Genomic DNA, 13,100 nt, shown 5'->3' with positions numbered 1-13,100 from the left:
ACGTCTCAACCCTGTGCGCCCAGCACGCGCGCCGGTCAGTTCGCGGTCGACATGGTCCGGCCGGTCCCGGTCACATGCCGGCCGTGGACCTGTTCCGCGCCTTCTCGAACTCGGAGACGGGATCGCCGCCGACGCGCCAGGGCCAGGCGGTGACCGTGCCGTTGATCGCCTCGAAGACCGGACGGGCCTGGATACGCCGCTCGGCGGCCATCAGCGCGTACGCGAGCAGGTTGAGGTCGGCAAGGGCGGCGGCGTGCTGGAAGAACCCCGGCTGGGCCCACGTCTGGGCCGCACGGTCGAGGGCCTGGGCGGCCGGTGCGTGGGCCCAGTGCTTGCGTGCCATCAGCGCCTCGACCCCGCCCAGGGTGAGGACGGACTGGTACTGCATGACCTGGGCGGTGAGCTCCGTCGCCGCGCAGGGCGCGTTCTCGGGAGTGCGGGCGCGGACGGCGTCGACGAAGTCCAGTACCTGGATGCGCGACCCCATTTCCTCCGGACCCAGATAGGCCAGCATGTTCAGGTACGCCTCGCGATTCCAGCGGTCACGCGTCAGCACTTCGTTCCACAGGCCGAAGACCTCTGACTGATTGAGGCGCTGCAGCCGTGCCAGACCCAGCAGGACCACCCAGGGGGTGGGGTCCGCCGGGGCGAGTTCGGCAGCCCGCAGACAGCAGTCGGCGACAGTGGCCGCGTCCTCCAGGTGCCCCTGCGAGCGTCCGCGTATGAGCTGCGCCCATGCGTGCAGTACGAGCGCGTTCACGTTGCGCGGCTCACGTGTGGCCCAGGCCCGGGGTACGTGTGATTCCGACAGGCGGTACGCCAGGACGGACATCTGGTGCGTGCGGCGGTCCCAGTCCTCCGTGCCTGTGTCCAGGAGACGTGATAGCTGAGCCGTGCAGAGATCCGTCGTCGCGATCGTGCCCGTGCTCATTGTCGCCTGGAGGGACTTGAGCAGCTTGCTGAGGGCAGCGTCATCGAGCTCGGGCGCGAGGCGTGCCCTTCTGCGACGACTTGAGAGGAATGCCATGCACGGAGGCTAGATGGGAGGAGCGGTTCCGCAAGGTATGCACCGAGATCGTTATCCGTTTCACGTGTCAGCGCGTATTACTTGCTCGTACGGCGAGACGCGTGTATCTGCCACGCATCAATCCGGCGTCGCCCCGCGTGCTCCTGCCGGGGGTCTGTGGTGGGCCGATTGTCCGAACTGGGCGGACATGGGGTGTGAGATGCCACTGTACATGTGAGCCTAGGTATTGACGTGGAAAGTCTTGTTACGAAACTCTGGTCTCGGAGCCCCTGAAGACGAGGAGGCCGGCTCACGATGGAGTGGACGGGTGCGCGGTACGCGGACAAGCCGAACGTCGAGGTGAAGACCTGGATCGACGCCGCCCCTGAGCGGGTGTGGGAGCTGGTGTCGGACGTGACCTTGATGCCGGGCATGAGCAAGGAGCTGCAGTCGGTGGAGTGGCTGGGCGGCGTGGGCCGGCCGGCCGTCGGCGCCCGGTTCGTGGGCCTTAGCAGGCACGAGTCGTTCGGCGAGTGGGAGACCACCTCCACCGTCATCGAGTGCGAACCCCCGAAAGTGTTCGCCTGGGCGGTGCAGGATCCGGACGAGCCCGGTGCGGTCTGGCGATTCCGGCTCGAGCCCGAGAACGGCGGGACGTCACTGACGCAGTGGATGCAGATGGGCCCTGGGCGTTCGGGCCTGTCGTTCGCGATCGACGCGATGCCGGACAAGGAGCAGAAGATCGTGTTCGTCCGTATGCGCGAGTTCGAGCGGAACATCGGCGTGACCCTGGAGCACATCAAGAAGCTGGCGGAGTCGTGATGCGGACCGCGACGACGGTCGAGGCGTCGAGCTTCGACTCCTGGAGCCGGCAGGCGGACTTCGTGGTCGAGGCCGAGAAGCTGGGCATGGATGTGTGCTGGGTGGCCGAGGCGTGGGGCTCGGACGCCCCCTCGGCCCTCGGGTTCTACGCGGCCCGCACCGAGCGGATGCTGCTCGGCTCCGCCGTGATGCAGGTCGGCACGCGTACGCCGGTAGCGCTTGCGCAGGCGGCGATCACCCTCTCCAATCTCTCCGGCGGACGTTTCCTGCTGGGACTCGGCCCCTCCGGTCCCCAGGTGATGGAGGGCCTGCACGGCGTGCCGTTCGCCCGCCCCTTGGTGCGAGTCCGCGAGACCGTGGAGATCGTCCGCCAGGTGGTGGCGGGCGGCAAGATCTCCTACTCGGGCGAGGAGTTCCGTATTCCGATGCCCGGCGGGGAAGCCAGGCCCATGCGCCTGTCCATGCGGGCCGAGCACCCGGTCCCCGTCTACCTGGCCGCCCTGTCACCTGCCATGCTCCGGCTCACCGGAACGGTCGCCGACGGTTGGCTCGGCACCAGCTTCGTACCGGAAGGCGCTGGGGATGCCTACTTCGCCCCGCTGGACGAGGGGTTGGCCCGCAGCAACCGCACCCGTGCCGACTTCGATGTCTGCCAGGGCGCCGAGGTCGCCTTCGCGCCGGACGAGGAGGCGCTCGGCGCCATGGTCGCCGACCGCAAGAAGGAACTGGCCTTCAGCCTCGGTGGGATGGGATCGGCGTCGACGAACTTCTACAACCGGGCCTACAGCCGCCAGGGCTGGTCCAAGGCGGCCGCCGAGGTGCGTGAACGCTGGCAGGCGGGCGACCGGGAGGGTGCGGCCGACCTGGTCACCGATGACATGGTGCTGGCCACCACGCTCATCGGCACCGAGGGTATGGTGCGGCAGCGGTTGCGTGTGTGGCGCGACGCGGGTGTGGACACCGTACGCCTCTATCCGGCCGGGGAGACCATGGAAGCCAAACTTGACACGCTGGGACGGGCGATCGAGCTGGTCCGCGAAGTGAGCGGAGAGTCGTGAGCCCCGCGCGCCCGTCGTTCGCGAACTGGCCGTGTTCCATCGCCCGCACGGTCGACGTGATCGGCGACGCCTGGACCGCCCTCGTCCTGCGGGAGGCGTTCTACGGCATCCGTCGCTTCGACGAGTTCCAGCAGGAGCTGGGCATCGCCCGCAACACCCTGGCGGACCGGCTGCGGCGCCTGGTCGACGAGGGTCTGCTGGACAAGCGGCTCTATGAGAGCGAGCCGCCCCGTCATGAGTATCTGCTGACGGAGAAGGGGCGGGACTTCTTCCCCGTCCTGGCCGCGATGACGCGGTGGGGCGACAAGTGGCTCGCGGGGGATGAGGGTGTGCCCGTCACCCTCCACCATGAGGTGTGCGGCCATGACGCCCACGCCGAGACGGTCTGTTCGGCATGTGGTGAGCCGATGCGCTCCGAGGACACCTCCCCGCGGATGGGGCCGGGTTACCCGGAGCGGCTGCGGACGCGGCCGGACATCCAGCGCCGTTTCGCCCGGTCATAGGCAGTTCCCGCGGTGCGTGGACGAGCATGGCGGCAGTCGTGCTCATCCACGCACCGCGACATGTGTGCGACCCCATGGCCGGCCGGGCTGTCACGCCGTGGTTTCGGCCCCGGCCCCGTCCGGCAGGAGGGACAGGAGCTGCTTCGTGTGACCGGGCAGTTCCACTTCCGCGAGGCCCGTGATGAGGTCCCTCAGCGGCATGGGCTGATCGACCATGAGGGTGTCGTCGGACAGCAGCAGGGTGGGCACGAGCGTGTCGAGTTCGGCCTCGCTCAGCATTGGCCCGCCGAGCACGCAGAGGGCGTCTCCTTGGACGCGGATGCGGTCCCGGAGCCCCGCATTGCCGCCGGCACGCGCGATGACGCGTTGGATGGTCCAGGTGTCGAGCGCGATGCGGTTGTCGTACGTCGTGTGCGCTCCCGAAGCCACGGCGGAGACGGTGGCGATGGTGGCGGCATTGATGATGGCGACGTGCGCCAGAATCTGGTCGGCGTTCCACTCGCCGACCGGCGGGACGGGGCTCGGGTCGGCGGCGTCAGCCACAGTGGCGGCGGCATCCAGCAGCGCGCGGTAGGCGTCCCGGAGCGGGGTGATGTCCATCGTGACTCCTTCGTTCTGCCGTGATGTGCGGCGTGAGCAGGGGAAGGGACGTGGCGACCGCCGTCTCAGGTGTGCGCGCGATGCATCTCCCAAGGTGCCTGCGGGAGGACGTCGCCGGTCTCGAGGAGCGACTTGAGGTTCGCCAACACGGCCGGCCATCCCTGCGAAATGCCTTTGTACATATCCAAGTTGGGGAGGTTCTCGTGGGTCACGGTGAGGCGGACGATGTCCTGGTGCGGTTCGACAAGGAAGGTGACGACCGACGGTTCCCTCGGCTGTTCGGCGTCGGGGGAGTCCTCGAAGGTGATGACCAGGCGCGTCGGAGGCTCGACTTCCAGTACCCGGCCGACGACGTCGACGGCGCCTGATCCGTCGACGCGTCGGTGCTCCCAGGGCGAGCCCGGCTGCCAGTCCGACACATTGGCGTGTCCCCAGTAGCGCGCGGTCAGGTCGGCATCGGTCAGGGCCTGCCACACCTGCTCCGCGGCGGCGCGGATGTAGGTGACGTAGACGTATGCCGGCACGGACGTGGGTTCATCGGTCATGGCGTGCTCCTCTGCCTGGTGCTTGATGGCACTGATCGCTTGTAGGCGGGGCTTGTCGAACCCCGATATCCAGCGCTCCTCGATCTCGTGGATGGGTGTCGGGTTCAGGTAGTGCAGTCGCTCCCGCCCACGTCGCACGACAGTCACGAGGTTGGCCCGCTCAAGAAGGTCGAGATGCTGTGTCGCCGACTGGCGCGCCATGTCCAAGCGCTCGCAAAGCTCGCGCAGCGTCTGGCCGTTGTGCTCACGCAGACGGTCGAGCAGCAGTCGTCGGGTGGGATCGGCCAGCGCTTTGAAGACCGAGTCCATTGCCGTCGCTTCGTGGCTCACAACTCATTATGCAGGTATCTACCTGCATAATGTCAATGACGAAACTCAGGGGTGCTCATCTGGGCGCATTTGGGGCTGGTCGAGGAAGGTGTGGGGCGGGACTTCCGACGGGTAGCGCTCCAAGGTGGTCAGGGTGCCTCTCCCCGGACCGGCTCGGCTCAGTGAACGGAGAACCCGCCGTCGACGAAGATCGCCTGCCCTGTGACATAGGAGGAGGCGCGGCTCGCCAGGAACACCGCCGCGCCCGCGAAGTCCTCGGCCAGGCCGTTGCGCCCGATCATCGTGCGTGCGGCGAGCGCCGCCACCCTCTCGGGGTCGGATGACAGCCGTGCGTTGAGTGGCGTCATGACGAAGCCTGGTACGAGCGTGTTGCAGGTGACGCCGTACGGCGACCACGCCTCGGCCTGGGAGCGGGCCAACGACTCCAACGCGCCTTTGGAGACGCCGTAGGCGCCGCTCTGGACGAACGCCCGATGAGCCTGCTGCGAGGTGATGTGGATGATGCGTCCGAAGCCGCGCTCGGCCATGCCGGGCCCGAACCGCTGTCCCAGCAGGTAGGGCGCCTCGAGGTTCACCGCCATGGTGGTGTCCCACACCTCTTCGCCCAGTTCTCCCATGGGAGGGCGCAGGTTGACCCCGGCGGAATTGACGAGGATGTCGGGCTCCCCGAACGCCTCTGCCGCCTCCTCGGCCGCCGCACGCACACCGTCTCGAGTGCTCAGGTCGGCGCTCACCCAGGCCGCTCGGCAGCCGTGGGCCGCCAACTCGCTTACGGTTGCCGTCAGTTCCGGCTCCTTGCGGGCCACGACCACGACACTCGCGCCCGCGCGTGCGAGGGCCCCCGCGATGGCTCGGCCGATGCCGGAGCTACCGCCGCTCACCACTGCGATCCGGTCGTCCAGCGAGAACAGTTCGGAGAGGTACGCCTGCGAGGTCATGCCCGCACCCTACGGTCCACCGGGTCGTGTGCGTGCTCCGGTGGCGCGGCCGGGCGCCCACTGCTGTGGGGACCGGTGCCCGTACGCGGACGCGCCCTGGGCCGACCTGGCGCCGCTGCGATCCGGGGAGGACCATGGAACACGAGCGACCGAGGGAGGCCCGCCATGAAAACCGGAGCCTCGGATTACGACGCCTGGCTGTACTCCCACACCCCCTCCCAGGCCGAAGGGGAGCGCGAGGAGCCCACAGAGCGGTCGGCCATGGAGCAGCACCCGGACGTCCCCAGGACCGAGCCGTCCCAGGCAGAGGGCGAGCGCATGGACGACATCCCTACGGCATGACTGCCGCTGGGCCGTGTCTCTTTGATGGGTTGGTCGGCTGATCGGATGTGTCTGTTTCAGTAGTGACAGAGCCCCGGTGCGGTCGGCTGCGCCGACAGCCGTCGGAGGCTGAGCTGGACCTCTTGTTGCCCGGCGTTGCACCAGCTGCACGCTGCCCGAGATGCGCCACCGCATGCGTACTCAGATCCCCGTCCGGTGAGAGGAGTAGATTGCCTTGACAATTGTTGCCGCGGCAATAATTATGAATTCGTGAGCAAGGCAAGCGGACTCCACGACCACCTCGGGTACTGGCTTCGCCGCCTGTCCGACGAGGTGCACAGCCGGTTCGAGGCGGAGCTGGGCCGGTACGACGTCACTGTTTCCCAGTGGGGTGTGATGGTCAGCGTTTTCCATGGCCATGACGCCACGAAAGCGGTGGCCGCCCACATGGACATCGACCCCGGAGCCGTCTCCAGGCTGGTCGACCGCCTCGTGGCCAAGGAGCTGGTCCGCCGCGAGCCGGACCCCGCCTCCCGGAGGACCGTCCGGCTCGTCCTGACCGACCAGGGCCAGGCTCTCGTGCCGGTCCTGGCCGAAATTGCCGACCGTAACGACGCCCACTACTTCGGCTCGCTCGACGCGGACCAGCGGCGGCAGCTGGAGACGTGGATACGGCGCCTGGTGGGCGAGGCTCACCCCGCATCCGAGCGCGACACCCCCTAGAAGGCACACCATGAGCATCGCCCCCGCCGTCACCAAGACCGTCAGCATCGACCGCCCGGTCGCCGAGGTGTACGCATTCCTGGCCGACCCCGCGAACTGGTCCAGGTGGGCCGTGGTCAACATCCAGTCCATCGAGCCCACCACCGAGTCCGACTGGTGGCAGATGTCCACCCCCGCGGGGCCGGCCAAGCTGCGCCTGCGGGCCGACGCCGAACTGGGAATCCTCGACCACGACTACGTCGACGACACTGCCTCCTGGCGGGTCCCGGCCCGCGTGGTGCCCAACGGTGACGGCGCCGAATTCATGATGACCTTCTATCAGCCGCCCGGCTTCACCCTTGAGTTCTTCAGGGACCAGATCAACCTCGTCGACACCGAACTGGCCACCCTGAAGAAGATCCTCGAGACCAGCCCCAGCGGTAACGAGGAGTGAGCTGACGCCACGCACGGTTGATCGGGTGCGAAGGGGCTCCCCAGGGCAGAGGAAATCACCTAAGTTGTTCCGGTTAGGATGGATTCCACGGATGTAGATCGCTGCTGGTCCACATCCGATCGCATGTGTCCGAGCGGGTCCCCCAAGAAGTGAGCGGAGGCGAGGGTCGGTAGTGGTGAGTACCAGAAGCGGCGATGCGGACCACACCGGCCCGTCCATACCCCACGTCCCCCACCCACTGCACCAACCGCAGGGCCTGGGGACCATGCAGAGCGCACGGCCCGTGGAACGGCACCGTATGCGGATGCTGCTGCTCGATGCCGTGGACGAGGACCGGCGCGATGTCGAGGTGCTGCTGACCGGGCTCCAGCAGGCGGTAGCCGAGGTGCACGGCCTGGGCGGCATGGTGCATCTCCCGGGCGGCGGCATGAGCGGCATCCTCTACCTGGTCGCCGACAGTGGCCTGCCGGAGGCGATGACCCGGCCCTGGCTGATCATCCCGGTTCGGGGCACGGCGCCGCCCAGCAGGGCCGCCCACAGCGACACCGTCACCTGGCAACCCGACCTGGCCCCGCCCGACCCGGTGCCGGGCCGGGACCCCGCGGCCCTGTGGCCTTCCCGACTGCCCGTCGGCATCGGTCACCTGTCCGTCCCCATTCCGAGCGGTGGCTGGCGACGCGGCGCGCTCTCCGTCCTCTTCGCCCCGGGCGCCGAGCCCGGCGCGGCGGAGCACGCGTTTCTGAACGAGGTGGCGGCGTGGATGTCCGGGAGGCTCAGGTCGTCCGGAATCCTCAATCCGTCCCCCACCCTGCTGCGCGCGCTGGAGAACGGCCCAGGACCGCGGGAGGCCGCCGCACCGTGGGACGCGGAACGGGTGCCCGCCATCACGTACACCTGGGACCTGCGCACCGGCGAGCTGACCGCCGACCTGCCCGTCGAGGAGGTGCTGGCCGGAATCGATCCGGAGGTGATGAGCGGCGGCATCGAGGCGTGGGCAGAGCTGATCCACCCGGACGACCTGCCCGGGGCGGTGGCCGGCTTCGACACGGGTATCCAGATGCGCGGCGGCTTCCAGAACGAGTACCGGATCCGGCGCCAGGACGGCACATACCTCTGGATCGAGGCCTGTGCCCGGACGATCACGGACGAGGAGGGGGCGCCGGTGAAGGTGACCGGCACCCTGCGGGACAGCAGCGAAACGCATGCCGCTGCCGAGTCGGTGGGGCGGGCGCTGCAACACATGAGCGACGGCTTCGTCGCCCTGGACACGGACTGGCGCATCGGATTCCTCAATCAGGCCGCCGAGCGGCTCCTCGGCGGCGCGGGAGATGTGGCCGGGGCCCTGATCTGGGACATTCCCGCCGTACGTGCCGTGCCGGGGCTGGAGGAACGGTGCCGGGCCACGGTGGCCGGGGGCCAGCCGGCCGGATTCGACGTACCGGGGCCGGACGGGACGTCCTGGTACCACCTGCGGCTGGTGCCGGTGCCGGAAGGCCTCACGCTCTACATCACCGACACCACCGAGCGGCATCTGCGGGAGGCCGAGCGGGCCGCCGCGGAGCGCGCGGCCGCGGAGCGCGCGGCCCTGGTGCAGCGGATCACGCGGGAGCTGGCCGAGGCTGTCACGGCCCAGGACGTGATGGCGGCGGTGGCCGACGGCGTGATGACACCCCTCGGGGCCACCGGACTCATCATGGCCGGCGTGGTCGGCGACCGGCTGACCGTGGTCGGCTCCCGGGGACATTCGGAGCGCTTCACCCGACTGCTGGACGGGCAGTGGGCAGCGAAGGACACCACGAACCCGGTGAGGGACGCCCTGCAATCCCGTACCCCGCTCTACATCTCGTCCCCGGAGGAGTTCCTGAAGCGTTACCCGGGGACCGACGTCCTGATCAGGGAAGGCGGCACCGAGGCGTGGGCTTTTTTGCCGCTGGCGGTGTCGGGGCGCGGGATCGGCGCGGCGGTGATCTGCTTCGGCCGACCGCGGGTGCTGGACGATGACGAACGAACGCTGCTGACCGCGCTCAGCGGACTGATCGCGCAGGCCCTGGAGCGGGCCGGGCTGTACGACGAGGCGACGACCCGGGCCCGTACCCTCCAGCGCGGCCTGCTGCCGCAGGAACTGCCCGAGCTGCCCGAGGTGACGGCGGCGGCGCGCTACCAGCCGGCCAAGCAGGGGGCCGACGTCGGCGGCGACTGGTACGACGTGATCCCGCTCTCCGCGGCCCGGGTGGCGTTCGTGATCGGCGACGTCATGGGTCACGGCATGGCCGAGGCCGCCACCATGGGCAGGCTCCGTACGGCCGTCCGCACCCTCTCGGAGCTGGAGCTGCCGCCGGACGAAATCCTCGACCACCTCAACGACATCGTCGGCGAGCTGGGCACCGATGTGTTCGTAACCTGCCTGTACGGCATCTACGACCCGGTGACCCGGCTTCTGTCGTACGCCAGCGCCGGTCAGCCGCCCCCTGCGGTGGCCCACCCCGATGGCACCGTCACCTTCCTGTCCATGACCCCTGACCCGCCACTGGGGGTGGCCGCTCCGCCCTTCGAAACCCGCGAGGCCCTACTGCCCGCCGACAGCCTGCTCGCCCTCTACAGCGACGGCCTGGTCGAGAGCAAGGACAGGGACGTCACCACCGGCATGAACCGCCTTGCCGAGCTCCTCTTCGAGTCCGTGAACGCCACGCCGACCTCACCGGCGGACGCGTCCGGCCTGGACGACCTCTGCGCCACCCTCACCTCCGCTCTCCTCCCCGCACACGGCGAGCTGGTAGACGACGCCGCCCTGCTGCTGGTCCGCACCCACCCGCTGGACGCGGAGAACGTCGCCGAGTGGCCGTTGCCGGAGGACCCGGTGGCGGCGGGCCAGGCCCGCGAGCTGGTCCGCGCTCAACTCACCGACTGGAACCTGACCGATGAGGACCTGATGATGACCACCGAGCTCCTGGTCAGCGAGCTGGTCGGGAACGTCGTCCGGCATGCCTGCGGCCCCATGCGGCTGCGCATGCTCCGCAGCCGCGCACTGATCTGTGAGGTCTCCGACGCCAGCCTGACCACGCCGCACATCCGCCACACCTCGGCCACCGACGAGGGCGGCCGCGGCCTTCAGCTCATCGCCGCACTCTGCCAGCGCTGGGGCACCCGCCACACCCGCACCGGCAAGTCCATCTGGACCGAACAGCCCCTCCCCACCGCCTCAGCTTGACGGCCCTCTGGCGCTCCCGTCACGAGACGGCCATGGCAGGTGGGCGTGTCGGGTGAGGCGCTTCGCGTGTCGATGCCCAACCGGCCCGCGGCGGTCGGCGGTAGCGCGCTCACATGGGCTGCTCGGAACCCTGCGCGCCGAGAAGATTCTTTGCCCGAGAGGGACTGAGCAGCCCGGCCCCTGGCATTGTCTGTGGCGTGGAGCTACGTCACCTTTCCGGATTCGTCGCCGTCGCCGAGGAACTGCACTTCGGGCGCGCCGCCGAGCGGCTGCACATCGCCCAGTCGCCGCTCAGCCAGCAGATCCGGCTGCTCGAACGCGACCTCGGTGTGAAGCTCTTCGATCGCACCACCCGTTCCGTGCGGCTCACCGCCGCCGGGCAGGCGCTGCTGGAGCCGGCCAGGCATCTGCTGGCCGAGGCGTCAGCGGTGCGCCGCACTGTGCAGGCCGCGCATCTGGGCGAGGTGGGCCGGGTCACGATCGGATTCGCGGGCGCGAGCAGCTATTCGGCGCTGCCCCTGCTCACCCGGGCGGTCACCTCCGAGTTGCCCGGCATCGAGCTGGTCCTGGAGGGCCAGACGTACACCGGTGAGGCCCTCGGCCGGATCGCGGACGGCTCGCTGGACGTGGGTTTCGTGGCCCTGCCGGTGCGGCGCGGGATCAGCACCCGGGTGGTCCAGATGGAGCGGCTGATGCTCGCCCTGCCGGACAGCCATCCGCTCGCGCAGCGCCCTGACGTCACGTTCGCCGACCTGGCGCACGAGCCGTTCGTGACCTTCCCCGTCTCGCGCGGCTCCGCGGTGCGCGAAGCCATGGTGCAGGCCTGTCATGAAGCCGGGTTCGCGCCGCGGATCGTCCAGGAGGCCCCCGACTCGTACAACCTGCTGGCCCTCGTGGGTGCCGGCGTCGGACTCGCGGTCGTGGTCGAGTCGGCGCGTGCCATCCGGTTGGAGCACGTGGTGTTCCGGCCGCTGGCCGGGGACGACGTGCCGGTGCTGCCGATCGCCCTCGGGTGGCGGACGGGCAATCCCTCGGCGGCGCTCGAGGCGGTGCTTCACGTCGCGGAGCGGGTGCTGCCCACCCCGCGGGATTATGACGGATGACATCTCAGCGGAGTGAGCTTTTGGTCTTGGACATGTCCTAATCCCGGGGTGCACAGTGGCCTGCATCCCGCCAAGGACACAGGACGGCCGCTCCGTCCCTTCCTCACGGCGGGATCTGCCGCTACGAGAGGACGCTCGTCATGCAGCAAGACACCCCCGCCCCCAGAACCCCCGCCGCCAGAACCTCAACCGCTCTGCCCTCCACGCGCGAGGCGCGCCGTGCCGGTGTCAGCGCCTTCATCGGCACCACCATCGAATGGTTCGACTTCTACATCTACGGATCGGCCGCCGCGCTGGTCCTCGGCAAGGTCTTCTTCGCCGATGCCTCGCCCGCCGTCGGCACCCTCGCCGCCTTCGCCACCTTCTGGATCGGCTTCCTCGCCCGCCCCATCGGCGGCCTGATCTTCGGACACTTCGGTGACCGCCACGGCCGTAAGACGGCCCTCGTCGTCACCCTGGTCATGATGGGCGGCGCCACCTTCTGCGTCGGACTGCTCCCCGGATACGCGCAGATAGGCGCCGCCGCCCCGATCCTGCTGGTGCTGCTGCGGTTGATGCAGGGCATCGCCATGGGCGGCGAGTGGGGCGGCGCCGTGCTCATCGCCACCGAATTCGCCCCGCCCAAGCGGAAGTTGCTCTATGGAGCCTTCGCCCAGCAGGGATCCCCGGTCGGCAATCTCCTCGCCACGCTCGCCTTCCTCGGCATCGCCCAACTCCCCGACGCCGCCTTCGAGTCCTGGGGCTGGCGTGTCCCCTTCCTCGCCTCCGCCGTCCTCGTCGCCGTCGGTCTGGTCATCCGACTGCGGCTCGCCGAGACCCCCGAGATGGCCGCCGTCCTGGAGCGGAAACAGACCTCCAAGCTCCCCATCAAGGACGTCGTCTCCACCTACCCGCTGCTCGTCCTGCTGGGTGTGCTCGCCGGCACGGCCGGAGTCGCGATCACCTACGTCAAGACGACCTTCGCGCTGTCCTGGGCAACGACCGATCTGGGCTTCGACAAGTCCACCTTCCTCACCGTCATCTCCCTGGCCCTGGTCGTCCAGGTGCTGGTGCAGCCCTTCGGCGCGGTCGTCGCCGAGAAGTGGCCGGTGCGCAAGGCCGTGCTGTGGATGCTGCTGCCCGAATTCGTGCTCCTGCCACTGATGTTCGTGCTCGTCGGCACCGGGAACTTCTGGCTCGCCGTACTCGGCATGGGCCTGGCCACCTTCCCGCACGCCATGTATTACGCGGCTCTCGCCGGGATCCTCGCCCGCGTCTACCCCGTCGAGGTCCGCTACACGGGCATGTCCCTCTCGTACCAGGTGTGCACCGCGCTCTTCGCGGGGACGGCCCCGATCGTCTCCCAGTACCTGCTCACCGCCACCGGCTCCATCTGGTCCGTCGTCGCTCTCGGACTCGGCTACGTCGTGATCACGCTCGTGGGTGTGATTCCGCTGCTCGCCCGCACCGGTCAGACGGTCCCGGCTCCGACCCCCGAACCCGCCGCATCCGCCGCCTGAGCAGGCCGCTC

Annotated in this window: 13 protein-coding genes; 9 read left to right on the top strand and 4 right to left on the bottom strand. The window is 69.2% G+C overall.

Going from position 1 to position 13,100, the window contains the following annotated elements; genetic code table 11:
- Window positions 1-70: 70 nt before the first annotated feature.
- On the bottom strand, window positions 71-1,027 hold the full coding sequence (locus tag Q8A52_RS41665) for a hypothetical protein (protein ID WP_316762018.1): 957 nt from the start codon (window positions 1,025-1,027) through the stop codon (window positions 71-73).
- 294 nt (window positions 1,028-1,321) lie between these two features.
- Here Q8A52_RS41665 and Q8A52_RS41660 point away from each other — a divergent pair, with 294 nt between their 5' ends.
- Genes Q8A52_RS41660 through Q8A52_RS41650 form a run of 3 tightly spaced genes read left to right on the top strand, consistent with a single transcriptional unit; the run spans window position 1,322 to window position 3,389 of the window.
- Complete coding sequence (locus tag Q8A52_RS41660) at window positions 1,322-1,828, top strand: SRPBCC family protein (protein WP_316762016.1); 507 nt, start codon at window positions 1,322-1,324, stop codon at window positions 1,826-1,828.
- Window positions 1,828-2,886, top strand: a complete 1,059-nt coding sequence (locus tag Q8A52_RS41655; protein ID WP_316762013.1) for an LLM class flavin-dependent oxidoreductase — start codon at window positions 1,828-1,830, stop codon at window positions 2,884-2,886. The genes Q8A52_RS41660 and Q8A52_RS41655 overlap by 1 nt, the downstream gene beginning before the upstream one ends.
- Window positions 2,883-3,389 (top strand): winged helix-turn-helix transcriptional regulator, encoded by a 507-nt coding sequence (locus Q8A52_RS41650; RefSeq protein WP_316762011.1) that lies wholly within the window; start codon window positions 2,883-2,885, stop codon window positions 3,387-3,389. The genes Q8A52_RS41655 and Q8A52_RS41650 overlap by 4 nt, the downstream gene beginning before the upstream one ends.
- A gap of 90 nt (window positions 3,390-3,479) precedes the next feature.
- On the opposite strand, the gene Q8A52_RS41645 is transcribed toward Q8A52_RS41650, so the two are convergent.
- The 3 genes from Q8A52_RS41645 to Q8A52_RS41635 form a co-directional block, all read right to left on the bottom strand.
- Window positions 3,480-3,989, bottom strand: a complete 510-nt coding sequence (locus Q8A52_RS41645) for a hypothetical protein (RefSeq protein WP_316762009.1) — start codon at window positions 3,987-3,989, stop codon at window positions 3,480-3,482.
- Between the two features lie 65 nt (window positions 3,990-4,054).
- Window positions 4,055-4,843: an ArsR/SmtB family transcription factor gene (locus Q8A52_RS41640; RefSeq protein ID WP_316762116.1), complete on the bottom strand. Its 789-nt coding sequence runs from the start codon at window positions 4,841-4,843 to the stop codon at window positions 4,055-4,057.
- A gap of 179 nt (window positions 4,844-5,022) precedes the next feature.
- Window positions 5,023-5,802 carry an SDR family NAD(P)-dependent oxidoreductase gene (locus Q8A52_RS41635; RefSeq protein WP_316762006.1) on the bottom strand — a complete coding sequence of 260 codons (780 nt, stop codon included), beginning with the start codon at window positions 5,800-5,802 and terminating at the stop codon, window positions 5,023-5,025.
- Between the two features lie 165 nt (window positions 5,803-5,967).
- On the opposite strand from Q8A52_RS41635, the gene Q8A52_RS41630 reads away from it, so the two are divergent.
- The 6 genes from Q8A52_RS41630 (at window position 5,968) to Q8A52_RS41605 (ending at window position 13,089) form a co-directional block, all read left to right on the top strand.
- Window positions 5,968-6,144, top strand: a complete 177-nt coding sequence (locus tag Q8A52_RS41630) for a hypothetical protein (RefSeq protein WP_316762004.1) — start codon at window positions 5,968-5,970, stop codon at window positions 6,142-6,144.
- Window positions 6,145-6,393: 249 nt separating this feature from the next.
- Window positions 6,394-6,846 (top strand): MarR family winged helix-turn-helix transcriptional regulator, encoded by a 453-nt coding sequence (locus tag Q8A52_RS41625; RefSeq protein WP_316762001.1) that lies wholly within the window; start codon window positions 6,394-6,396, stop codon window positions 6,844-6,846.
- 10 nt (window positions 6,847-6,856) lie between these two features.
- Entirely contained in the window at window positions 6,857-7,279 is a 423-nt protein-coding gene (locus Q8A52_RS41620) for an SRPBCC family protein (RefSeq protein ID WP_316761998.1), read from the top strand.
- A gap of 304 nt (window positions 7,280-7,583) precedes the next feature.
- On the top strand, window positions 7,584-10,487 hold the full coding sequence (locus Q8A52_RS41615) for a SpoIIE family protein phosphatase (protein WP_316761995.1): 2,904 nt from the start codon (window positions 7,584-7,586) through the stop codon (window positions 10,485-10,487).
- Between the two features lie 197 nt (window positions 10,488-10,684).
- On the top strand, window positions 10,685-11,590 hold the full coding sequence (locus Q8A52_RS41610; RefSeq protein ID WP_316761992.1) for a LysR family transcriptional regulator: 906 nt from the start codon (window positions 10,685-10,687) through the stop codon (window positions 11,588-11,590).
- Window positions 11,591-11,730: 140 nt separating this feature from the next.
- Entirely contained in the window at window positions 11,731-13,089 is a 1,359-nt protein-coding gene (locus Q8A52_RS41605; RefSeq protein WP_316761987.1) for an MFS transporter, read from the top strand.
- The last annotated feature ends 11 nt before the right edge of the window (window positions 13,090-13,100 follow it).

The organism is Streptomyces herbicida, assembly GCF_032656585.1.
Taxonomy (GTDB): Bacteria; Actinomycetota; Actinomycetes; order Streptomycetales; family Streptomycetaceae; genus Streptomyces; species Streptomyces herbicida.
The sequence above is the reverse complement of the archived record's forward strand: the minus strand, read 5'-3'. Positions and strand labels throughout refer to the sequence as shown.

Coding starts and splice junctions, on each gene's coding strand:
- Q8A52_RS41665 (WP_316762018.1), bottom strand. CDS start 1,027: ATGGCATTCCTCTCAAGTCGTCGCAGAAGGGCACGCCTCGCGCCCGAG.
- Q8A52_RS41660 (WP_316762016.1), top strand. CDS start 1,322: ATGGAGTGGACGGGTGCGCGGTACGCGGACAAGCCGAACGTCGAGGTG.
- Q8A52_RS41655 (WP_316762013.1), top strand. CDS start 1,828: ATGCGGACCGCGACGACGGTCGAGGCGTCGAGCTTCGACTCCTGGAGC.
- Q8A52_RS41645 (WP_316762009.1), bottom strand. CDS start 3,989: ATGGACATCACCCCGCTCCGGGACGCCTACCGCGCGCTGCTGGATGCC.
- Q8A52_RS41640 (WP_316762116.1), bottom strand. CDS start 4,843: ATGGACTCGGTCTTCAAAGCGCTGGCCGATCCCACCCGACGACTGCTG.
- Q8A52_RS41635 (WP_316762006.1), bottom strand. CDS start 5,802: ATGACCTCGCAGGCGTACCTCTCCGAACTGTTCTCGCTGGACGACCGG.
- Q8A52_RS41630 (WP_316762004.1), top strand. CDS start 5,968: ATGAAAACCGGAGCCTCGGATTACGACGCCTGGCTGTACTCCCACACC.
- Q8A52_RS41620 (WP_316761998.1), top strand. CDS start 6,857: ATGAGCATCGCCCCCGCCGTCACCAAGACCGTCAGCATCGACCGCCCG.
- Q8A52_RS41615 (WP_316761995.1), top strand. CDS start 7,584: ATGCTGCTGCTCGATGCCGTGGACGAGGACCGGCGCGATGTCGAGGTG.
- Q8A52_RS41605 (WP_316761987.1), top strand. CDS start 11,731: ATGCAGCAAGACACCCCCGCCCCCAGAACCCCCGCCGCCAGAACCTCA.